At 68.2% G+C, this 21,142-nt stretch carries 19 protein-coding genes and 1 tRNA gene; 12 read left to right on the forward strand and 8 right to left on the reverse strand.

The features are described 5' to 3' along the window. Positions 1 to 258 precede the first annotated feature (258 nt). The 6 genes from MTF65_RS09180 to MTF65_RS09205 all read left to right on the forward strand — a co-directional run bounded on the left by MTF65_RS09180 (position 259) and on the right by MTF65_RS09205 (position 4,807). On the forward strand, positions 259 to 684 hold the full coding sequence (locus MTF65_RS09180; protein ID WP_243627959.1) for a DUF3052 domain-containing protein: 426 nt from the start codon (positions 259 to 261) through the stop codon (positions 682 to 684). Between the two features lie 152 nt (positions 685 to 836). After that, a complete protein-coding gene (locus tag MTF65_RS09185) occupies positions 837 to 1,295 on the forward strand; it encodes a peroxiredoxin (protein ID WP_243627960.1) in 459 nt (152 codons plus the stop codon). 183 nt (positions 1,296 to 1,478) lie between these two features. Continuing rightward, positions 1,479 to 2,054 (forward strand): TerD family protein, encoded by a 576-nt coding sequence (locus tag MTF65_RS09190; RefSeq protein ID WP_243627961.1) that lies wholly within the window; start codon positions 1,479 to 1,481, stop codon positions 2,052 to 2,054. Positions 2,055 to 2,217: 163 nt separating this feature from the next. Continuing rightward, positions 2,218 to 2,793, forward strand: coding sequence for a TerD family protein (locus tag MTF65_RS09195; RefSeq protein WP_243627962.1), 576 nt, complete (start codon positions 2,218 to 2,220; stop codon positions 2,791 to 2,793). 25 nt (positions 2,794 to 2,818) lie between these two features. Continuing rightward, complete coding sequence (locus tag MTF65_RS09200; RefSeq protein WP_243628630.1) at positions 2,819 to 3,934, forward strand: DUF475 domain-containing protein; 1,116 nt, start codon at positions 2,819 to 2,821, stop codon at positions 3,932 to 3,934. 132 nt (positions 3,935 to 4,066) lie between these two features. After that, positions 4,067 to 4,807: a Tellurium resistance gene (locus MTF65_RS09205; RefSeq protein WP_243627963.1), complete on the forward strand. Its 741-nt coding sequence runs from the start codon at positions 4,067 to 4,069 to the stop codon at positions 4,805 to 4,807. A gap of 16 nt (positions 4,808 to 4,823) precedes the next feature. On the opposite strand, the gene MTF65_RS09210 is transcribed toward MTF65_RS09205, so the two are convergent. Continuing rightward, positions 4,824 to 5,594 (reverse strand): TerD family protein, encoded by a 771-nt coding sequence (locus tag MTF65_RS09210; RefSeq protein WP_243628631.1) that lies wholly within the window; start codon positions 5,592 to 5,594, stop codon positions 4,824 to 4,826. Between the two features lie 194 nt (positions 5,595 to 5,788). On the opposite strand from MTF65_RS09210, the gene MTF65_RS09215 reads away from it, so the two are divergent. The 4 genes from MTF65_RS09215 to MTF65_RS09230 are packed head-to-tail and all read left to right on the forward strand — an operon-like array spanning position 5,789 to position 11,010. After that, complete coding sequence (locus MTF65_RS09215; protein WP_243627965.1) at positions 5,789 to 6,955, forward strand: HpcH/HpaI aldolase/citrate lyase family protein; 1,167 nt, start codon at positions 5,789 to 5,791, stop codon at positions 6,953 to 6,955. Between the two features lie 13 nt (positions 6,956 to 6,968). Further along, entirely contained in the window at positions 6,969 to 9,515 is a 2,547-nt protein-coding gene (locus MTF65_RS09220; RefSeq protein ID WP_243628632.1) for a phosphoribosyltransferase, read from the forward strand. Then, on the forward strand, positions 9,512 to 10,333 hold the full coding sequence (locus MTF65_RS09225) for an HAD family hydrolase (protein ID WP_243627967.1): 822 nt from the start codon (positions 9,512 to 9,514) through the stop codon (positions 10,331 to 10,333). Before MTF65_RS09220 ends, MTF65_RS09225 begins: the two co-directional genes overlap by 4 nt. A 17-nt stretch (positions 10,334 to 10,350) precedes the next feature. Next, positions 10,351 to 11,010, forward strand: coding sequence for an O-methyltransferase (locus MTF65_RS09230; RefSeq protein ID WP_243627968.1), 660 nt, complete (start codon positions 10,351 to 10,353; stop codon positions 11,008 to 11,010). 74 nt (positions 11,011 to 11,084) lie between these two features. Here MTF65_RS09230 and MTF65_RS09235 read toward each other — a convergent pair whose 3' ends face one another. The 3 genes from MTF65_RS09235 to MTF65_RS09245 form a co-directional block, all read right to left on the reverse strand. Next, positions 11,085 to 11,294 carry a zinc ribbon domain-containing protein gene (locus MTF65_RS09235; protein ID WP_243627970.1) on the reverse strand — a complete coding sequence of 70 codons (210 nt, stop codon included), beginning with the start codon at positions 11,292 to 11,294 and terminating at the stop codon, positions 11,085 to 11,087. Between the two features lie 91 nt (positions 11,295 to 11,385). Continuing rightward, on the reverse strand, positions 11,386 to 12,015 hold the full coding sequence (locus MTF65_RS09240; RefSeq protein ID WP_243627972.1) for a DUF4383 domain-containing protein: 630 nt from the start codon (positions 12,013 to 12,015) through the stop codon (positions 11,386 to 11,388). 243 nt (positions 12,016 to 12,258) lie between these two features. Further along, the gene (locus MTF65_RS09245; RefSeq protein ID WP_243627973.1) at positions 12,259 to 13,503 is read right to left on the reverse strand and encodes a hypothetical protein; all 1,245 of its coding nucleotides are present in this window, start codon (positions 13,501 to 13,503) and stop codon (positions 12,259 to 12,261) included. Between the two features lie 229 nt (positions 13,504 to 13,732). Here MTF65_RS09245 and MTF65_RS09250 point away from each other — a divergent pair. After that, positions 13,733 to 13,804, forward strand: a tRNA-Val gene (locus MTF65_RS09250). A 531-nt stretch (positions 13,805 to 14,335) separates the two neighbouring features. Beyond that, positions 14,336 to 14,578 (forward strand): helix-turn-helix domain-containing protein, encoded by a 243-nt coding sequence (locus MTF65_RS09255; RefSeq protein ID WP_243627975.1) that lies wholly within the window; start codon positions 14,336 to 14,338, stop codon positions 14,576 to 14,578. Between the two features lie 34 nt (positions 14,579 to 14,612). Here the strand turns inward: MTF65_RS09255 and MTF65_RS09260 are convergent, their stop codons facing one another. The 4 genes from MTF65_RS09260 to MTF65_RS09275 form a co-directional block, all read right to left on the reverse strand. Beyond that, entirely contained in the window at positions 14,613 to 15,683 is a 1,071-nt protein-coding gene (locus MTF65_RS09260; protein WP_243627977.1) for a protein-L-isoaspartate(D-aspartate) O-methyltransferase, read from the reverse strand. Positions 15,684 to 15,993: 310 nt separating this feature from the next. Further along, complete coding sequence (locus MTF65_RS09265; RefSeq protein ID WP_243627979.1) at positions 15,994 to 16,365, reverse strand: DUF6415 family natural product biosynthesis protein; 372 nt, start codon at positions 16,363 to 16,365, stop codon at positions 15,994 to 15,996. 90 nt (positions 16,366 to 16,455) lie between these two features. Next, positions 16,456 to 17,712 carry a helix-turn-helix domain-containing protein gene (locus tag MTF65_RS09270; RefSeq protein WP_243627981.1) on the reverse strand — a complete coding sequence of 419 codons (1,257 nt, stop codon included), beginning with the start codon at positions 17,710 to 17,712 and terminating at the stop codon, positions 16,456 to 16,458. A 427-nt stretch (positions 17,713 to 18,139) separates the two neighbouring features. Next, positions 18,140 to 20,788, reverse strand: a complete 2,649-nt coding sequence (locus tag MTF65_RS09275) for an NB-ARC domain-containing protein (protein WP_243627982.1) — start codon at positions 20,786 to 20,788, stop codon at positions 18,140 to 18,142. Positions 20,789 to 21,142: the final 354 nt, after the last annotated feature.

Raw genomic sequence — 21,142 nt, forward strand, 5'->3', positions numbered from 1 at the left:
GTTCCTCGTTCAAACAGGTAGGAAAGCAGTCAAGCGTTGCCGATGATGTCGAATGAGCTGGAATGGTGTGGGATGAATCACCAGAGGTGTATACGGGGAGGCTGAAAGTTGCGGTGAGACGGCCGCAATCGTCACCGTTTCGGCGGTCTCGGCGGCCGGGTACTTGCGCGATCCGCCGCGCCCGTGTGGACTACGCCCAATGCTGCGCGTACGCGCGCCGCCGAAAGACATTCACCGAACATGAGCAGGAGGCACCCCGTGAGCGCGACCGCGGACCACGCGGAGAGCCTGGCCGCCCGGCTGGGTTTCCAGTCCGAACAGGTGGTCCAGGAGATCGGCTACGACGACGACGTCGATCAGGAATTCCGTGACGCCGTCGAGAAGCTCGTCAGCGAGCTCGCCGACGAGGACTACGACGACGTCGCCGACGCGGTGCTGTTGTGGTTCCGAGACGAGGACGGCGATCTGACGGACGCCCTGGTCGATGCGACCGATCTGGTCGAGGACGGCGCACTGATCCTGCTGCTGACCCCCAAGACGGGCCGTGACGGCTACGTCGAGGCCAGCGACATCAGCGAGGCCGCCGAGACGGCCGGCCTCTCGCTTGCCAAGGGCCTGCCCGTCGGCAAGGAGTGGACCTCCACCAAGCTGGTGACGCCGAAGGCCGCCAAGGCCAAGCGCTGAGCCGTAACCCGCAGCCAAGCGGACGCACACCCCGCCGACCCGGACCACCCGCGGTCGGCGGGGTGTGCGCGTTCGGCGCACCGGGACCCGCCTAGGCTGGGTCTCACCCGAACAGCCCCATGCAGGGATGCAGGAACGAAGGGATACGAGAGATGGCGATCGAGGTCGGCGACAAGGCACCGGGCTTCGAACTCAAGGACAACCACGGCGCCACCGTGCGGCTCTCCGACTTCCGGGGGGAGAAGGCCGTCGTGCTGCTCTTCTACCCGTTCGCCTTCACCGGCGTCTGCACCGGCGAGCTCTGTGAGCTGCGCGATCAGCTGCCTCGCTTCCAGAACGACGACGTCCAGCTCCTCGCGGTCTCCAACGACTCGGTGCCGACCCTGCGGGTCTTCGGCGAGCAGGAGGGCCTGGACTACCCGCTGCTGTCGGACTTCTGGCCGCACGGGGAGACCTCCCGTGCCTACGGCGTCTTCGACGAGGAGAAGGGCTGCGCGGTCCGCGGCACCTTCATCATCGACAAGGACGGCGTGGTGCGCTGGACCGTCGTCAACGGGCTGCCCGACGCGCGTGACCTGAACGAGTACATCCGGGCGCTCGACACCCTCTGAGACGCCCCCGGCATGCCTCCGACAGGCCTCCGACAGGCCTCCGAGGGGGCGCGCGGGGAGGTCCGTACGAAGTTCCGTACGAAAAACGCTTGCGGGCGGGAACCCGTCACTAGGATCGACACGTTGATCCGGTAGCAATCGCACGACGGGGCCCCGCCCCTACACAAAACCAATGGAGGACCCGTGGGAGTCAGCCTCAGCAAGGGCGGCAACGTCTCGCTGACCAAGGCCGCGCCTAACCTGACGGCGGTCATCGTCGGTCTGGGCTGGGACGCTCGCACCACCACCGGTGTCGACTTCGACCTCGACGCCAGCGCGATCCTGACGAACGACCAGGGCAAGGTGGCCAGCGACGCGAACTTCGTGTTCTTCAACAACCTGAAGAGCCCGGACGGCTCGGTCGAGCACACCGGTGACAACACCACCGGTGAGGGCGAGGGCGACGACGAGGCGATCAAGGTCAGCCTCGTCGGCGTGCCGGCCGATGTCGCCAAGATCGTCTTCCCGGTCTCGATCTACGAGGCCGAGAGCCGCCAGCAGAGCTTCGGCCAGGTCCGCAACGCGTACATCCGCGTCGTGAACCAGGCCGACAACACCGAGCTCGCCCGCTACGACCTCTCCGAGGACGCCTCGACCGAGACCGCCATGGTCTTCGGCGAGCTGTACCGAGCCGGCGCGGAGTGGAAGTTCCGCGCCATCGGCCAGGGCTACGCCTCCGGCCTGCGCGGCATCGCGCAGGACTTCGGCGTCAACGTCTGAGTCCGATCCGCCGCCCGAGTCAGGGCACTCTTTCCCCGTCCGGCGCCGTGCACTGTGTGTACGGCGCCGGATTGGGTTTACCGCGGCCGCGCCGCGGGTTTCACCACAGCAGGGCCGCGACCGCCATGCCGCGGCTCCCACGTCGTCCGGGGAGGACCACATCATGGGCGTCACACTCGCCAAGGGGGGCAATGTCTCCCTCTCCAAGGCCGCACCGAACCTGACGCGGGTTCTCGTCGGGCTCGGTTGGGACGCGCGCTCGACCACAGGGGCCGATTTCGACCTCGACGCCAGTGCGCTGCTGTGCAACAGCGGCCGCGTGCTCGGGGACGAGTACTTCGTCTTCTACAACAACCTGAAGAGCCCCGAGGGCTCGGTCGAGCACACCGGGGACAACCTCACCGGCGAGGGTGACGGCGACGACGAGTCGATCATCATCGACCTCACCAAGGTGCCGGACCGCGTGGACAAGATCGTCTTCCCGGTGTCGATCCACGAGGCGGACGCCCGACGACAGAGCTTCGGCCAGGTCAGCAACGCCTTCATCCGCGTGGTGAACGAGGCGGACGGCCAGGAACTGGCCCGCTACGACCTCACCGAGGACGCCTCCAGCGAGACCGCGATGATCTTCGGCGAGGTGTACCGGTACGGCGGCGAATGGAAGTTCCGCGCCGTGGGGCAGGGGTACGCGTCGGGCCTCAGGGGCATCGCTCTAGACTTCGGGGTCAACGTTTCGTAAAGCCGTTCAAGACGATGGGATGCCAGTGGTTCTGAAAACCTTCGGCTGGTCGTTCGCAATCACCGCGCTCGGCCTGGTCGCAGCGGTGATCTACGGGGGGTGGACCGCTTTCGGGATCGTCGCGATCCTGTCCGTCCTCGAGATTTCGCTGTCCTTCGACAACGCGGTGGTCAACGCCGGAATCCTGAAGAAGATGAACGCCTTCTGGCAGAAGATCTTCCTCACGATCGGCGTTCTCATCGCGGTCTTCGGTATGCGACTGGTCTTCCCCGTCGTGATCGTCGCGATCAGCGCCAAGATCGGGCCTATCGAGGCCGTGGACCTCGCCTTCTCCGACAAGGAGATGTACGAGCAGCTGGTCACGGACGCCCACCCGTCCATTGCCGCCTTCGGTGGCATGTTCCTGCTCATGATCTTCCTCGACTTCATCTTCGAGGACCGCGACATCAAGTGGCTGGCCTGGCTGGAGCGGCCGCTGGCCAAGCTCGGCAAGATCGACATGCTGTCGGCGTGCATCGCGCTGATCGTCCTGGTCGTCACCTCGATGACCTTCGCCGCCAACGCCCACCAGCACGGCGGCGTCCACGTGGACAAGGCGCAGACCGTCCTGATCTCCGGCGTCCTCGGCCTGATCACCTACATGATCGTCGGCGGCCTCTCCGGCTTCTTCGAGAACAAGCTGGAGGAAGAGGAGGAGGCCGAGCACGAGGCCGAGGAGGAGGCGAAGAAGAAGGGCAAGCCGGTCACGGCCGTCGCCATGGCCGGCAAGGCCGCGTTCTTCATGTTCCTCTACCTCGAAGTACTCGACGCCTCGTTCTCCTTCGACGGGGTCATCGGCGCCTTCGCCATCACCAACGACATCGTGCTCATGGCCCTCGGCCTCGGCATCGGTGCCATGTACGTCCGGTCGCTCACGGTCTACCTGGTCCGCCAGGGCACCCTGGACGACTACGTCTACCTGGAGCACGGCGCGCACTACGCCATCGGCGCGCTGGCCGTGCTCCTGCTCGTCACCATCCAGTACCAGATCAACGAGGTCATCACCGGCCTCGTCGGCGTCACGCTGATCGCGTGGTCCTTCTGGTCCTCCGTGCGGCGCAACAAGCGCATGGAGCTGGAGGGATCCGCCGCGGAGGCATGACCGCCCCGTTAATGCGGAACGCTCCCTTGCGGGGCGGCTCGGGGGAACCCAGGCCGCCCCGCTTTTCCGTACGTCCAGCGGGGATCAGAGGGGATCCGAGGGGATCCGAGGGGATCAGGGGGGAAGACAGGGATGGGATTCTTCGACGGACTCAGGGGCGCGCGCGCCATGCAGTTCCAGTCGGGCAACGCCTCGTCGAACGCGATCGAGCTGACCAGGCGGCAACCGACGGTGTCGCTCACGAAACAGGGGGCGGTGCACGGCAACCTCCGGGTCAACCTGTCCTGGCGGATGCGCACCTCCGACATCGGCGGCCGCTCCGGCCAGAGCGGCCAGCTGCTGCGGCACCCGTTCAAACTGTTCAAGCCGGAGATGGTGCAGGCGCACACCCAGGGCATGGTCAATGTGGACCTCGACATCGGCTGCCTCTACGAGCTCACCGACGGCACCCGGGGGGTCGTCCAGCCGCTGGGCAACCTCCACGGCGACATCAACAGCCCGCCGTACGTGAAGCTCAGCGGCGACGACCGGTTCGGGGCGCCCTCGGGCGAGACGATCTTCGTCAACCTCGACCACGCCGATGAGATCAAACGCCTGCTCGTCTTCGTCTACATCTACGACCAGACGCCGGCCTTCGACCGGACGCACGCGCTGGTCACCCTCTACCCGAGCACCGGGCCGCGGGTCGAGATCGCCCTCGACGAGCGGCAGCCGCAGGCCCGCTCCTGCGCGGTCGTCTCCCTGGAGAAGATCAAGGGGGAGCTGATCGTGCGCCGCGAAGTGAAATTCGTGTACGGATTCCAGGCCGAGCTGGACCGGCTGTACGGGTGGGGGCTCCAGTGGGGGCGGGGCTACAAGAGCACCAAGGCCTGACCAGAGCCCCGTGGCGTCAGCGGCGGATGAACTGAGGGCCCTGCACCGGCAGCCGGAACGTGGGGTCCCCGCCCGGACCCGGCACCGGCACCGGGGAGACCGGCTGCGGATACCCGTACGCGGGCTGCGCGGCCGGCGGGGCCTGCGTGGGCGGCGCCGGCGGGCGCATCGCGGCCGTCTGCTCGGCGGTCGGCCCGGTCGCGGGCCCGGCGGGCCCGGCGGCCCCCGCCTCGTCGGCGGCGTTCTCGTCCACGGAGATCCCGTGGTCGGTCGCCAGCCCCACCAGGCCGTCCGAGTAGCCCTCGCCCAGCGCGCGGAACTTCCACCCCTCGCCCCGGCGGTACAGCTCCCCGCAGATCAGCGCCGTCTCGGCGCCCGTCTCGGGCCGTACGTCGAAGTAGGCCAGCGGCTCGGAGCCGCCGGTCGCGGTGGCGTCGTAGAGCAGGATCCGCAGGTCCCGTACCCGCTCGAAGGGCACGTCCTCGGCGGAGGCGACCACCAGGATCCGGTCCACCACCGGCGTCACGGCGCGCAGGTCCGCCTGCACGGCGTCGGTGATCCCGTCGCCGATCTGCTTCTTGCCCAGCCGCCACACGGCACCCGAGGGGTGCCGGGGCTGGTTGTAGAAGACGAAGTCCTCGTCCGAACGCACACGCCCGTCCGCCCCCACGAGCAGCGCCGAGGCGTCCACGTCCGGCACCTCGGGGCCGGTGGTCCAGCGCAGCACCGCCCGGACCGCCGAGGCGGCCACCGGGATGTTCGAGCCCTTCTGCATCGCGTGCGTCATGCCCGTCATCCTGCCCTCCCGGGGCCGAGCCGGACAATGCGGCCCCCCGTAGAGCCTTGTCCGATCCCGAAGACGTGGGCATGGTGCATGGGGGTTACCTGAACTTCATGTGCTTGAGGAACTCTTGAACCACATTCGTACGTACTATTACCGGCCATGCCAGATCGGCCGCCGAGGCAGTACGGGGGAAGCACATGCGTCACTTCGGGCACGTATCGCCCACGGTCCGCAAGGACCTCTTCCACCAGGAGCCGGCCGAGTTCACCGCCGCCTCCCCCGCCCGCATGCTCGCCGCCGCGCTGGGAGCCACCCTCTACAGCCCTGCCACCCGCCCCCAGCTCGCCGCCGACATCCGCAAGCAGGCCGCCCGCGGAGTCGTCTCCATGGTCCTCTGCCTGGAGGATTCGATCGGCGACGCCGAGGTCGAGGGCGGCGAGGCCAACCTCGTCCGGCAGTTCGCCGAGCTCGACGGCGACGACGGCGAGCACCCGCTCCTGTTCATCCGCGTCCGCGAACCCGAGCAGATTCCCGACCTGGTGCGCCGGCTCGGCGGCTCAGCGCGCCGACTGGCCGGATTCGTCCTTCCCAAGTTCGGCGAGCACCGAGGAATCGCCTTCCTCGACGCCGTCGCCCGGGCGGAGGCGGAGAGCGGCCACTCCCGCTTGTATGCCATGCCGGTCCTGGAGACCCCCGAGCTCCTGCACCTCGAAACCCGCGTCGAGACCCTCTCCGGCATCTCCCGCACCGTCAACGACTACCGCGAGCGGGTCCTGGCCCTCCGCCTCGGCGTCACCGACTTCTGCTCCGCCTACGGGCTGCGCCGCACCCCCGACATGACCGCCTACGACGTCCAGATCGTCGCGGGCGTCATCGCCGACGTCGTCAACGTCCTCAGCCGCGCCGACGGCACCGGTTTCACCGTCACCGGCCCGGTCTGGGAGTACTTCCGCAGCCAGCAGCGCCTCTTCAAGCCCCAGCTGCGCCGCAGCCCCTTCCTGGAGGAGGGAGTGGAGGAACTGCGTACCTCCCTCATCGAGCACGACCTCGACGGGCTGCTCCGCGAGATCGAGCTCGACCGGGCCAACGGGCTGCTGGGCAAGACCTGCATCCACCCCGCCCACGTGACACCCGTCCACGCGCTGTCGGTGGTCTCCCACGAGGAGTTCAGCGACGCCCAGGACATCCTGCGCCCCGAGCGCGACGGCGGCGGAGTCATGCGCTCCGCGTACACGAACAAGATGAACGAGGTGAAGCCCCACCGGGCCTGGGCCGAGCGCACCATGCTGCGCGCCGAGGTCTTCGGTGTGGCGAAGGAGGAGGTCGGCTTCGTCGACCTCCTGGCGGCCGGGCTCCAGGTGTGAGCAGGCCTTGACCATGAAGAAAGGCAAGAAGATCGACGACACGGTGTGGTCGGGAACCTGGGTCGCGGACCGGCTGGGCGTAAGCCTGGAGGACGGCGGCGCCCCGGCCGCCCCACGGCTGGACGCCCTCCTCGGGCTGGCACTGCGGCGCAACCCCAAGCGGGCGCACCTGCTGGTCTCGCAGGTGCTGGGCAAGCACGTGCCCCGGTCCCCGCACGACGTCTACGCCGCCGGACACGAGCTCGGCGAGCGGGTCCGGGCGCTGCTCGACGCCGACGGCGAGGGCGCGGCCGCCGCGGCGGTGGTCCTCGGGTACGCCGAGACCGCCACCGGGCTCGGCCACTGCGTCGCCGACGGCCTCGGCCTCGCCCCCTACCTGCACTCCACCCGCCGCCCCGTGGCCGGTGTGGAGCCCGCCGGCGGATTCGAGGAGGCGCACTCGCACGCCACCTCACACCTGCTGCTGCCCGAGGACCCGAAGCTGCTGGCCGGCAGCGGTCCGCTGGTGCTGGTCGACGACGAGTTCTCCACCGGCAACACCGTGCTGAACACCATCGCCGACCTGCACGCCCGCCACCCCCGCGCGCACTACGTCGTCGTCGCCCTCGTGGACATGCGCTCCCCGGCCGACCGCGACCGGCTCACCGCCTTCGCCGCCGGCCTCGGGGCCCGCATCGACCTCGTCACCCTCGCCTCCGGGACGGTCCGCCTCCCCGAGGGGGTGCTGGCCAAGGGGCAGGCACTGGTCGAGGAGTACGAGACCCCGGCCGGCGAAAATCAGCCCCGCCGGCGTTTGAGGCGCGGGGTCCGGGGCGGAGCCCCGGCAGACGGCCCGGAGGCGGTCACGCGCGTCGCGCTCCATTGGCCCGCCGGGCTCCCGGACGGCGGCCGGCACGGCTTCACCCCCGCGCACCGCGACCGGCTGGAGGCGGCGCTGCCCGCGCTGGCCGGGCGGATCGCCGACGCGCTGGGCCCGGAGCCCGGGAGGGTCCTCGTACTCGGCAACGAGGAGCTCATGTACGCGCCGCTGCGCCTCGCGCTGGCCCTGGAGCAGTCCGGGGCGGCCCGCGAGGTCCGGTTCTCGACGACCACCCGCTCGCCCGTGCTCGCCGTGGACGACCCCGGCTACGCCATCCGCACCCGGCTGGTCTTCCCCGCCCACGACATCCCGGCGGACGGGCCCGGCGACCGGTACGCCTATAACGTCTTCAGCACGGCTGGAGCCGGCTTCGACACCGTCGTCGCTGTCGTCGACACGCACGGCGACACCCCCGAACTGCGTACGGGGCTACTGGCGGCCCTCGCCCCGCACACCGGCCGGGTCCTGCTGGCCGTCATACCGTCCTACGCGCCCGCGCCCGCGCCCGCGCCCGCCCCCGCGCCGGCCCCCGTACCCCTCCACGACCGGCAGGAGCCGATCATGACCGAGCCCCTGCGCGGGCCCGCGTTCTCCTCTTACGCCCCGGAGGACGTCGGCTGGCTGCTCCAGGACTTCTCCGAGGTCGAACTGGAGGCCCCGACCGAGGAGCGCGAGGAGGCCATCCAGGCGGGCGGCGCGCACTACGCCGAGTCCCTGCCCGTGGAGTACCAGCCGAGCCCCGGCTACCAGGAGCTCTACCAGAGCGCGCTGACCGCTTCCGCGGCCCGAATAGCCCGGGCCGTGGGCACCGTCACCGAAACCGTCCTCGCCGAGCGGTCCCCGTCCCCGGTGCTGGTCTCCCTGGCCCGCGCGGGCACACCCGTCGGCGTGCTGATGCGCCGCTGGGCCCGCGCCCGGCACGGCCTGGACCTGCCGCACTACGCCGTCTCCATCGTGCGCGGCCGCGGCATCGACGCCAACGCGCTGCGCTGGCTCGCCGCGCACCACGATCCGGCCGACATCGTCTTCGTCGACGGCTGGACGGGCAAGGGCGCGATCACGCGCGAGCTGCGCGAGGCCCTGGCGAAGTTCCCCGGCTTCAACCCGGAGATCGTGGTCCTCGCCGACCCCGGCTCGTGCGTGCCCACGTACGGCACCCGCGAGGACTTCCTGATTCCGTCCGCCTGTCTCAATTCGACCGTCTCGGGACTCATCTCGCGTACGGTTCTGAGGTCCGACCTGGTCGGGCCCGCCGACTTCCACGGCGCGAAGTTCTACCGCGAGCTCGCCGGCGCGGATGTCTCCGTCGACTTCGTCGACACCGTCGCCGCCCGCTTCGACGAGGTGGCGGAGGCCGTCGGGGCCGAGGTCAAGGAGCTGCTCGCGGCCGACCGCACGCCCACCTGGGAGGGCTGGGCGGCGGTGGAGCGGATCAGCGAGGAGTACGGCATCCACGACGTGAACCTCGTCAAGCCCGGCGTCGGCGAGACGACGCGCGTGCTGCTGCGCCGCGTGCCATGGAAGATCCTGGCCCAGCGCGGAGCCGGAGCCGACCTGGACCACGTACGGCTCCTCGCCGAGCAGCGCGGGGTGCCGGTGGAGGAGGTCGACGGGCTGCCCTACACGTGCGTAGGACTCATTCACCCCCGCTTCACGCGCGGCGCCACGGGCGCCGACGGAAAGGCTGTGGCCTCCAAGTGACTGTCCTGATTGCCAGTGACCTCGACCGTACGCTCATCTACTCGACGGCCGCCCTCGCGCTGACCATGCCCGACCCGGTGGCCCCGCGGCTGCTGTGCGTCGAGGTGCACGAGAGCAAGCCGCTGTCGTACATGACGGAGACGGCGGCGGGACTGCTGGCGAAGCTGACCGCCGACCCGGGCGTGGTGTTCGTCCCCACGACCACCCGTACGCGCAAGCAGTACCAGCGCATCCGCTTCCCCGGGCGTCCCGCGCAGTACGCGATCTGCGCCAACGGCGGGCAGCTCCTCGTCGACGGGGTCCCGGACCGGGACTGGCGGCGCCAGGTCGCGGCGCGGCTGGCGCGGGAGTGCGCTCCGCTGGAGGAGGTGCACGAGCACCTGCTCGCGTCGGCGGATCCCGCGTGGCTGCGCAAGGCGCGGGTGGCGGAGGACCTCTTCGCGTACCTGGTGGTGGAGCGGGCGCTGGTCCCCGACGAGTGGCTCAAGGCCCTCGTGGAGTGGTCCGAGGCCCGCGGCTGGACGGTGTCCCTGCAGGGCCGGAAGATCTACGCGGTCCCGCGCCCGCTGACGAAGAGCGCGGCGATGCGGGAGGTGGCCCGGCGCACGGGGGCGACCGAGACCCTGGCCGCCGGGGACTCGCTGCTGGACGCGGACCTGCTGCTCGCGGCGGACCGGGGGTGGCGCCCGGGGCACGGCGAACTCGCCGACGCGAGCTGGACGGCGCCGTCGGTGACGGCGCTGACGAAGACGGGTGTCCTCGCGGGCGAGGAAATCGTGCGCGTATTCGTGCGCACGGCCTATGAAGCGGGCCGCTGACTCGGCACACTTGGATCATGACCAAGGGCAACAGCACCAAGATCACTGACGAGCTCTACCAGTACATGCTGGACCACAACCCCCCGCTGGACATGTATCAGCGGGGGCTGGTGGAGACGACGTACGCGAAGTTCCCGGACGCCGCCGGAATGCAGTCGGCGGAGGAGCAGGGCCCGCTGCTGGCCTTCCTCGTCCGGCTGACCGGCGCCCGGCACATCGTCGAGGTCGGCACCTTCACCGGCTTCTCGTCCCTGTCGATGGCCCAGGCACTCCCCGCCGACGGCCGCGTCATCACCTGCGACATCTCGGACGAGTGGACGGCGTACGGCCGCTGGGCCTGGGAAGCCGCGGGCGTCTCCGACCGCGTCGACCTGCGGATCGGCCCCGCGCTGGACACGCTGCGCGCCATGCCGGCGGAGCCGCACATCGACATGGCCTACATCGACGCCGACAAGCAGAGCCAGATCGCCTACTGGGAGGAGCTCGTGCCGCGCATGCGCCCGGGCGGGCTGATCGTCACCGACAACACCCTGTTCCACGGCTCGGTGCTCGACGAGACGGCCACGGGCGCGGCGGCGGGCGTGCGCGCCTTCAACGACCACGTCTCGGCCGACACCCGCATGGAATCCGTCCTGCTGGCGATCTCGGACGGCCTGACCCTCTCGCGCAAGCGCTAGCCGGCCGTCGCGCGCGAGCGCCGGCCTGGCTGTCGGGGCTATCACGGCTATCGGGTCATCTCACGCAGCTCATCTCAGCCGCAGCCGCCTCCGCCACAGCAGCCCCCGCCGCCCATGGCCGGCGCGGGGGCGCCGCTGGTCCCGCCGACGGCGACGGCCGACAGCAGCTTGACGGTGTCGGAGTGCCCCGCGGGACAGTCGGCGGGCGCGGAGGACTCGGCCATCGGCCGGCTGACCTCAAAGGTGTCGTCGCAGGTCCGGCAGCGGTATTCGTATCGAGGCATGCGCACAGGCTAAACGGGCCGGCTCCGGTGCGCTACGTGCGTCACCTGCCGGTGCGCTACGGGTCGTCACCTGCCGGTGTGCTACGGGCCGTCACCTGCCGTGCGCCACGGGTCGTCCCCGGCCGTGCGCCACGGGTCGTCCGCTCCCGGCCCGTACCCGGTCCTCCCGGGCCGCCTGCTCGGGGTGGCGGGCACGCCAGTACGGATTTTCGTGCGGCAGGGCGCTGCCCACCCGCCCGTACATCCCGAACCACATCAGCATCACGCCGACGACGAAGCTGAACAACACGTTCTCGATCTCGAAGGCCAGGAAGTTGTAATCGCTGTCCAGCAGCGCGAGGTTGACGAACCCACTCAGGATGAACGCCACCCCGAGCACGATGTTCAGGGTGGAGGCGAAGGTCCCGCCGATCACCATCCCGACGAACAGCAGCCCGCCGATACAGATCGACAGGACACTCAGCGCGCCGTTGGTGTTCAGCGCGAGCACCGTGTCTCCGCCGGTGTCGAAGAAGCCGATCCGGTCGATGAGCCCCAGGATTCCGAAGGTGACCAGCAGCAGCCCGGTCAGGCCGGCGCCGACCCGGTAGACCTTGCTGAGCTTGTGATCGGTGGGCAGATGCTCGTCGAGCCGGGCATTGACGGGATGCAGAGCGCGTCGCACCAATCTGGAGACCCTTGGCGCGTGGGGCTTAAAAGGCTCATGGTGCTCATGGGGCATGTACGGCGCGTAGTGCTCATGGGGCTCATGACACCCGTAGAGCGCATGAGGCGCATAAGACCCATGCGACCCATGAGATCCATGCGGTTCAGGGGGTACCTCGGACACCTGGGGTGTGCGGGACGCGCGCGGCCTGTGGGAAATGTGGGCAGCCATACCGCCCTCCTCTGCTCCGTTCCCAGCACCTCCAGCATCCGCCGATGCCCACCCCTGGACAACTCCGGCCTCACTCGGACTCCGGCCTCACTCGACTGCGCGTCGGCCCCGCATGTCCGCCACCACCCGGCCCACAGCCGCCCGGACCTCCTCCATCTCCTGAAGGAAATGCCAGTAGTCGGGGTGCCGCCCCTCCAGCCCGGCCAGCGCCCGATCCATCCGGGCGACCGCCCCGTCCAGCGGCCGCGCATGCCGCGGATCGGGCACGCTGCGGCCCGCCATGGCCAGCCGCTGCGCGTCCCGGATCGCGAACCGCGTCCGCCGCACCTCCTCCTGCGGGTCCCGCGCCACCGCCTCCAGCCGGGTCAGCCGGTCCTGCGCCGCCGACACCGCCTCGTCGGTCGCGTCCAGGGAGGCCCGGACCGCCTCGATCAGCGTGCCTACGTCGGTCCAGCGCTGCTCGTCACGGGCCCGGCCGGCCTCCCGCAGCCGCTCCTCCACCTGCGCGACCTCCCGTACGGCCTGGTCCGGGACGTGCTGGAGGTCCTGCCAGCACGCCGCGCTGAACCGGCGGCGCAGCTCGCTCAGTACCGGATCCACCCGTTCCGCCCGGTTGTGCAGGGCCTGCGCCCGGGTCCGCAGGCTCACCAGCCTCCGGTCGATCTCCGCCGCGCGCTCCGGGAGCCGGGCGGCCTCGGCCCGTATCGCCTCCGCGCTCCGCAGGATCCGGTCGGCGCGCTGGACGGTCTCCTGCACCCCGTGCTGCCCGGCGCCCTGGTTCAGCTTGGTCAGCTCGGGCCCCAGCGCCGCCAGCCGCACCGCGAGATCGTCGGCCCGCATGCCCTTGGCCCGTACGGCGTCGAGCGCGTCACTGGCCGCCAGCAGCGCGGCCTTCGCCCGCTCCCGGGCCGGCGCCACCCGGGCCAACTGCGTCTCGGCCTTGTCCAGCAGCGGCTGCAGCCCCTGCGCGAACCGGTCCAGCTCGCCCTTGACCCGCACCAGCTCGTCCCGCGCCCGGATCAGCTCGTTCCGGGCCCGCGCGGCGACGGAGCCGTCCAGCTCGGGCCGGTCCAGGTCATGCGCGTCGACTGCCTCGATGTAGACATGGCTGACCTCGTCGATGCGCCGACCGAGCGCCACGAACCCCTCACCCGCCTGCCGCGCGGCAGGCGACCCGTCCGCCGCGGCGATGGTCTCGATGGAGATCCGCAGATCCCGCTGCGCCGTATCCAGCTCGTAGAACGCGGCCGCGGCGGCATCCTTCGCCGCCTGCGCATCCGCCCGCCGACTCTCGTCCCGCCCGCCGAACCACCGCCGGGATGCCGTCGTCACAATCCGTCTCCCGTGCCGCGTCCGCCATGCCCCGCTCCATTCTCCCCCACGGGAACGGGTTTGCGTGGGGGGTGCGCCTGCCATGTAGGCTGTCGTCCTGCCTTCGGGCAGCGGGCAGGGCTTGTCCGGCCTTGGTTGTCAGACCAGGGAGAAGCCCCATGGCGCCAGCCGTTGGGGAGGAGTCACGTAGGCTGTCCACTCATGCGGCGGCCATGGGCCGATGTGCCACGGGTGCGTAGCTCAGGGGTAGAGCGCTGCTCTTACAAAGCAGATGTCGGCGGTTCGAAACCGTCCGCGCCCACAGTAGGAACTAGCAGGTGAAAGCCTGTTGTTGGCCCCCCGGTCGTGTTCGACCGGGGGGCCTTTCCCATCTCCGACGCCACATCGACGCCACATCGCCACCGTGCGGGTTCTCGGTCATCACCCATTGGGGGGTGCACTGCTGGCGTCTTATCGGGTTAGAGTGCAGGACGAGCGGGGCCGGTGCGTCTCCCCACGCGCGCCAGATGTACGCCGCTCGGATCCTGTGTGTTGTGGCGGGGAGGCCCGGCGCATAGGCAGAGAACCCCCCGGCGCGTTACGCCGGGGGGTTCTTCCGTACACGTTAAACCGCCCGGCCCCGCGATGGGGACCGGGCGGCCGCCCCGATCGAAATCGGGGCCAGGACGGGCAGGCTCGGCGGATGTACGAACGCCGGCGCACCGTCCTGCTCACTCCGAGGCGCGATGCGCGGGGAGTGAGTCTGTGGGGCATATGGAGGCCGGGAGTCCGGATCCGTGGATGTAGGGTGCACCCTACATACATCGGTTCATGATCACGCCAGCGTGTACGGGTGTCCCGTGCCCACCCTGTACCCGCTCACGTCCTCGCCAGACGCCAGCGCATCGGAGCGCAGATCCGGGCCGCCCGGCTGGGCAGGAAGCTGACGCAGGAGACCGTGGCCGACCGCGCCGGCGGTATGGACCGCGCGACGTACGTACGGATCGAGCAGGGCCAGGCGTCCCCGCTCCTCGACACGCTCATCCTCATCGCCGACGCGATCGGTGTCCCGCTCGCGGAGCTGGTCAGGGAGTAGCCCCGGCCGGAAGGGGACCGGCCGGGGCCACGGTTCAGGAGCCCACGAGCTGACGGGGGCTATCGAGCCACGTGTACTGGCCACCCCCATCAACAGTCACTCCGAAGCGGGTGATGTGCGGCCGGTCGTGCTCTTCGTACCAGGTGTACGCCGCCGTCACCTCCGCCCACAGATCACGCGGTCCCCACGAGCGAACCGCGTCCTCTTCCCACCAGTCGCCATAGCTGACGATGGTGGCCGACGTGCCGGCCTCATCGACGAACTGGACCCTCCGGCCATCGCCCTCCCCGCGGTGCGAGTACGTGACGTCGGGCACTTGCAGCCCGATGGCGAAGTCCTGGAAGTACGTACCCCCCAGGACCTTCGCCGGGTCGATGGGTGACGGCCGGCTGACCGGGTCCCCCGAGATCTGCATGTCAACCGTCGGTCGCTCGCCGCGGATCCACATGTACGAGGCCCCGCCGACGAACTGACCCTCGGCCTTATCCCCATCGACGGTCAGCCTCAGCAGTCCTGCGTTGCTGTACGTGGTGCCGAACGGGGTGAGGATCACGCCGCCCTGGGCAGCCTGCTCAACCCAGGTGTGCGGGACACGGCGCAGGGATGCCGTGTTGATGATCCGATCGAACGGTGCTCGCACGGAAACCCCCTCCAGACCGTCACCGCAGACCAGATGCGGCGCGTACCCGGCCGCCTTGAGGTTCGATGCCCCCCAGTCCGCAAGGGCTTCGTCCACCTCCACGGCCGTGACCCGCTCCGACGTCACACGCTCGCACAGGAGGGCGGTGTGATAGCCGGAGGCGTAGCCGATCTCCAGGACCCGGTGATGCGGCTCCAGGCCGAGAAAGCGCAGTTTCCGCATTACCACGTCCAGGGCGGACACCGACGACGTGAAGTCGCCGGACGCAGGACCCGAGGCCGTGATGTCACCGTCGTCCAGCTGAGTGACAACCGACTGATGGGGGCCCCAAACGGCCTGTTCCCACAGACCAGGGTCGGCGTCACGATCCACGAACTGCCACAGGCCGTCAGAGTCCTTCACCGGCAGCCATACGGTCTGCGGGACGAACTGCTCCCGCTCGACCGAATCGAAGGCCTTCGCCATCCATGGGTCACGAAGTAGGCCCATGACCGTCAGCGACTGCCGACAGATGCTGCGGTTCACTGGGTCGACTTGTTCGAGCCGTCGCCGTCGGGGCTCGGCGGGGGGCCCGGCGGAGGCGTCCACGGCTTGTCGGAGGGCTGTCCGCCGTGCTTGCCGTCACTCATGTCCATGTCGTTCTCCTATCACTTCAGTGAGTGGTGCAGGATGCCCGCCCCGGAAAGGGGCGGGAGTCAGTGGGTAACGCCGACGACGATGAGCGCCAGCAGGCCCAGCAGGACCGCCACGTACAGAGCCTGCCGCACGCCCTCCGTCACTGCGGATGCCCGGCGCCACGCTCGGGCGCGAGCGGCGGCAGCCCCGGCCGCCCCACGAACGCGGTCCCGCAGGCGCTCTCGACGAGCACGCGGTGCATGGTCCGGACAGTCCGGGCCAGTGCCCGGCAGTGGCTCCAGTTCCCCAGCGCGCTGGCCTCGGGCCCTGCCGTGGTGAGCGTGTGCCAGTCGTCCAACGCGCCGGCCGCCTCGGGCAGGTGGGCGACGTCGATGGTGAGGTACGCGCCGTGCGTCAGCAGGTCATCGACGAGAGCCGCGATCTCGGGTTCGTTCGGCTTCTGGGCGTAGGGGACGAGGGCCCTCGTAACGAGGGCTGTCCCTGTGGTCAGATCGGCGCGCGTGCTGGCCATGCCGGGTGCTCCCTACCGTCGTCAACGGGTGGTGACACGACGTTAGGTGCCCGTAACGAAAAGAAGGGGCCCGATCCGGGCCCCCTCGGTTCACGCAGCCAGCAGGCCGATGTCCACAGCCAGTTGGCTTGCCCTCTGGCGCCGATCCGGCAGCCGAGACGTCGTCTCCTCCAACACGATCGACCTCGCATACCCGTTGTAGCGGATCGTCTCCGGCGCGGCCGCGTGCGCCTGCTCCAGCGTTGCGAGCGCAGTCTCCTGCTGCCCGTCGAGGTAGTAGGCGCGGGCCTGCTCGATCCGGTGCCGAGCCCGGCGCGGCCGCGACGGAATCGCGTCGGCCTCAGCCCGGTTGGCCTGCCGCACCGACTCGCCGCCGGCCCGCAGCTCGACCGCCACTGTGACGCCGTGCGCGCCCATCACGGCCCGGCCGAAGCTGGTGACCCGGTGGAAGTAGTCGGCGGGCAGCCGCTTGGAGATGCCGCCCGCACGATCCCACCACCCCCACGCGGTGCCGGTGTCGCGGCGCTTCGCCGCGGTCAGCCCGGCCTCGACGCGGAGGGCGCCCGTAATGGCCTGCACGTCGAGGGAGGCGTCGGATAGGCCGGGCTCCAGCAGGCGCAGCGCCTGCATGACCACGTCGTCAGCCTCGTCGTAGTGTCCGGGCCCCGAGTCGCGGTGCGCCTGCGCTGAGAGCCAGGAGGCTACGCCGATCGCGTGCAGGTCCTCGGACTCCTGCGCGGCAGCCATCCCGCGCTCGGCCACACGCCACAGCAAGGACGGGTCCGGCTGGTAGGCGACAAAGAACTGAGCGAGGAAGAACGTCTCCGCCTGAAGCGCCAGCGCCTTCCGCCGGTCAGTGGCCGTCTCGGCCTGGCGGACACTGAGCTGCGCGTCACGGATCAGCCCGGGCAGCAGGCTGCCGATGGTTTCGCGATGGTTCGGCGCGTCGTGGCGGGCCGCCCACGCGGCGTCCAGCGCGGCTCGCAGGAACGCCTGCGTGGGCGCCTCCCGGGCGCCGGGGGCAGGGTACGTGGAGAGTGCCGCGCGGACGGCAGGGAGCCGGTCGTGTCCGGGGCCCAGGAACAGGTCAGTGTGCGGCTCGGCGCCGACGTCGCCCACCAGATCGTTCAGGCGGCGCACACACAGGACTTCAGCGATGCGGAGGATCTCCGGCAGTCGCGGCATTCTCATGGTCCCGGTCTCAATCTTCTTGACCCACGAGGAGTGATGGCCGAGGAGTCCGGCCAGCTGCTCGCGGGTCATGCCTCGGCGGTTGCGGTAGATCTGGACACGTTGCCCGAACACGACGGGGTTGTCGTACGGGTCGGGGGTAGCATCAGATGACACGGCCTTGCCCCTTCTCTGTGCAGCTCGACACTGAACAGCGTAGGCGGCAAGGCCACTTCTGTGTGATCCAGAACGCACGAAAGCGCCCCCTCCCGCCGTAGGCGAGAGGGGGCGACCGCACCATCGGCCCGAAGCGCGATCGGCACCTGGAGCAGTTCAGCCGGTACCTTGCGCGGCATCTGGACCCGTCGCAGGACGTCGTATGCGATCAGCCGCACTTCCAAGAACCCGGGCTTCAGGGCTTTGACGTGCACACCGTGCATCCGCCGCGAGTGCCGCAATCGCTCCGTCGCGGCGTCGAAGTCCAAGAAGCCTGGTCTGCTATCACTCCGTGTGGGTCGACGGCAGACGGGATGACAGCAGGGCGGCCATATGGCTGGCGCCAGGAAACTCCGGAGCTCATCCGCCAAGATGCGAACACTTAGGCTCACTCGTCGACGGATACGGGCGCTACATAGTTGGCCCGCGGACGGTCCTCGTTCCCATGCTCGTCGACTTCGAAAACAACATGCACCCCGACAGGGTTAACCGGATCCCACTTCACACCATGACCATCTTGCACGACCGATCCCGGAAAGAATACATCGCTTGGGTAGTCCGGGTGCGAAATGAAGCCATAGGTTCCCCGCCAAGCCTTTACGATCCCTTGTGGAGATGTCTCAATAGCGCCATCCGGCTTGGGCCTGGCCACGTGCACCAGGTTCTCACAAAGACTCGAAACCTCCTGACTGACCCCCGCCAATCGATAAAGCCTACCAACTCGTCCGGGAAAGTGGCGCCATGCCGCACAGCGCTCAAAAAGCACGGAATGCCGCTTTACCCCTTTCAGAAGCCGAACCGCATCGCCCTCGAAAACAGAGGGAAAGGTGCCGAGCTCACCAACCGACCGTAGGAACGCATTTGCGCTTTCCAGAATCATCTCGGCGAGTCGCTGATCCCAGGCCCCCGAGTCCAGCTCTTTGACACCTTGCGAAAAACCTGCGGATGCTTTGTGTGCGGCTTCAATGGGTCGCCGATCATCTTCGAGAAGCGACTCAGACCACCGACGCCAAGAATCCACCAGACTGGTGATAATGATTAGGCGAAGCCTTCCTCGCCCAGTCATGTTGTCAAGCGCCCACTCCAAGTGGATCTGGGACTCCTCATAGTTTCGCGCCCAGAGGTTGATTTTACCCAGCAGCTGCGCAGTGTCAGCAGTCTGCAAGTAGTCGTGGGCGGCAGCGGCCAGAGGGAGGGCGGCATCCACGTCATGACCTCGACCGCCGAGGTGGCCCGCGAAGTAGTAGGAGATGATCGCCCTGCCGGCTTCGTCAGCCTTCCTCAGGGCAGAACGATAGAGCGAAGTGGCCTGATCTATTTGATCATTCTGGGAGAGGATGAAAGCTTCAACCCGATCCACTTCCCAAAATTCTGGATTCAATGCCCGTGCCCGATCCAGGTAATTTTGAGCACGGTCGATCGACACACGCGATTGTGCCAGCGCGAGCCGGAGTAGATGCGCTGTGGGCTCGTCGTGTGACGAACGCACTCTAACGGCACCTGGAGCGAATTGTCGCTTACTCGCCTCCGTGCGACGCTGTTCCTCTGAGCGTTTGAATTCCTGCTCCCGCAATAGGGTCCTGCTGATATCAGCCTTCGGCGGGGGGGAAACCCTACGCAAGAAGTGTTGTGCTGCCTCCGTGATCTGAACCCTCGAGACCAACTGGTCCTCAGGGTCAGGCTTTTGGCTCACAAGAGAGCCCGCACTGAGCTCCTTCACCGCTAGATTCAGATCATCAATCGGCGAATCTGTAAGGACCGCCAACTCGTCGAACGTCGACGACCTATCGAGAGCAAACAGAACAGAGAGAATCGTTTTCGGTGTTTCGCTCAAGGCGTCAAACACTGACCTAACACAGAAATCGATTAGTTCGTCTTGGCCAGACAAGGTGGGGTGCGGCTCTCGCCCCGATTCGACAGAAAGAATATACCATCGAATGGCAAGCGGGCTAAAGCGGAGTCGAGTAATGATCTCATCGACAGTCTCCGGCTTAAGTGACGCAAGAAACCCTGCCCGTCCACCGCGAACCCTAGCAAAAGACCTGAAGAGTGTTTGAGCGTCCCTTTTCTCGAGTGGAGGGAGGGGTATACGACGCTCAATCTGCCCTACACCGATCCTGCTCGTCATGAGATAAGTGACGTTATCGGGTAGCGTTTCATACAGCGTTACAATCTCACTACCACTTACCGTTTCAAGGTTATCGATGATGAGCAACGTCTCGATGCCTTCAAGGGCTTCCGCCAGCTCTTGTGCCCCGCCCTTGAAGTCGTCGGCGAGCACCTTCCCCAAAGTATGGGTGGCGCCAGTAATATCGCGCACCGCTCCGGCAATTTCCACCACACCGTTGGCCGTCAGTCGCTCCGTCTTAAGAGAGGTCCACAGGATGCATTCATAAGGGGAATCCGGATTGTCCAACAACGAATAGGCCACATCAGAGGCCAGGGCTGTCTTGCCAATCCCGCCTTCACCCGTAATGGTGATCATTGGCTCTCGTCGCCGTAGCAGATGCTTAACGATATCACCGCATGCCTGTGACCTGCCGATAAGACCGGTGTCGTCATAGTCAAACGGTGGAAGATTATGGAGGACGCGATCCGAGTACCGTCGGTTTGAGCCATTGAAGGCGGGCTCCCAGCCCGGCTCGGCGCCCAGCCTGTCCAGCGTATCGCGCATCGTGGGCCAAAATCGGCTTTTGAACTCCCAGCAGACACTTACAGCCTTTTCGGCATCCCCAGCCTGAAGGGGACGTCCGTGCATGACGCGATTGCGAATCGGAACGAGTGTGTCCATCCTGGGCGTTCCATGACGCAATTCCCGGGCAAGTTCCACAGGTAGCGCTTCGCGGTGCCGGTTAAGGATGTCGTACGCCTCACGCATATCCAAGTATTCGACAATTGAAAGATCGTCATCACTCGCATCCACGCGGCGGCGATCGTCTGCGCGCTGATAGCTCTCACCCAGCGCCTCGACCTCGCCCATGTGGTCAAGGATGAATCGCAAGATCATCCGACGTACATCAGATTCGAACGAGTCCACTAGTACGTAGAGTCGTGCTCGTGTCATGCGAGTGTGGAGCAAGCTACCCCCTCGAAAGCCCGGCAGCTTCAGCGTAGGTGAATAGCGGTTCTGTGTCTGCAGAACCGTACAGGTGCGCACAGGCCTTCGGGCGCCTTAGGCAGGACCCGACGGCCACCGTGGACCAGGGAGTTCGCTCAAAGAGGAGCAGTGGCTGGCGCTGCGCCGACGATCTGCGACAAACCGTGCATACGGGGCGGACCGGCCCCCGGCGGCGGAAGTCAGGCGCCCCGGCCGCACCCGCCTTCTTGAGCCGAAGCGGAGCTCCCGGAGTACACATGAACGACCGCGGACTCTGCACGGCAGTGCCTCAAG

The organism is Streptomyces sp. APSN-46.1 (assembly GCF_022815725.1).
GTDB lineage: Bacteria > Actinomycetota > Actinomycetes > Streptomycetales > Streptomycetaceae > Streptomyces.

Coding starts and splice junctions, on each gene's coding strand:
- MTF65_RS09185 (WP_243627960.1), top strand. CDS start 837: ATGGCGATCGAGGTCGGCGACAAGGCACCGGGCTTCGAACTCAAGGAC.
- MTF65_RS09195 (WP_243627962.1), top strand. CDS start 2,218: ATGGGCGTCACACTCGCCAAGGGGGGCAATGTCTCCCTCTCCAAGGCC.
- MTF65_RS09205 (WP_243627963.1), top strand. CDS start 4,067: ATGGGATTCTTCGACGGACTCAGGGGCGCGCGCGCCATGCAGTTCCAG.
- MTF65_RS09210 (WP_243628631.1), bottom strand. CDS start 5,594: ATGACGCACGCGATGCAGAAGGGCTCGAACATCCCGGTGGCCGCCTCG.
- MTF65_RS09215 (WP_243627965.1), top strand. CDS start 5,789: ATGCGTCACTTCGGGCACGTATCGCCCACGGTCCGCAAGGACCTCTTC.
- MTF65_RS09220 (WP_243628632.1), top strand. CDS start 6,969: ATGAAGAAAGGCAAGAAGATCGACGACACGGTGTGGTCGGGAACCTGG.
- MTF65_RS09230 (WP_243627968.1), top strand. CDS start 10,351: ATGACCAAGGGCAACAGCACCAAGATCACTGACGAGCTCTACCAGTAC.
- MTF65_RS09235 (WP_243627970.1), bottom strand. CDS start 11,294: ATGCCTCGATACGAATACCGCTGCCGGACCTGCGACGACACCTTTGAG.
- MTF65_RS09240 (WP_243627972.1), bottom strand. CDS start 12,015: ATGCCCCATGAGCACCATGAGCCTTTTAAGCCCCACGCGCCAAGGGTC.
- MTF65_RS09260 (WP_243627977.1), bottom strand. CDS start 15,683: ATGGCGAAGGCCTTCGATTCGGTCGAGCGGGAGCAGTTCGTCCCGCAG.
- MTF65_RS09265 (WP_243627979.1), bottom strand. CDS start 16,365: ATGGCCAGCACGCGCGCCGATCTGACCACAGGGACAGCCCTCGTTACG.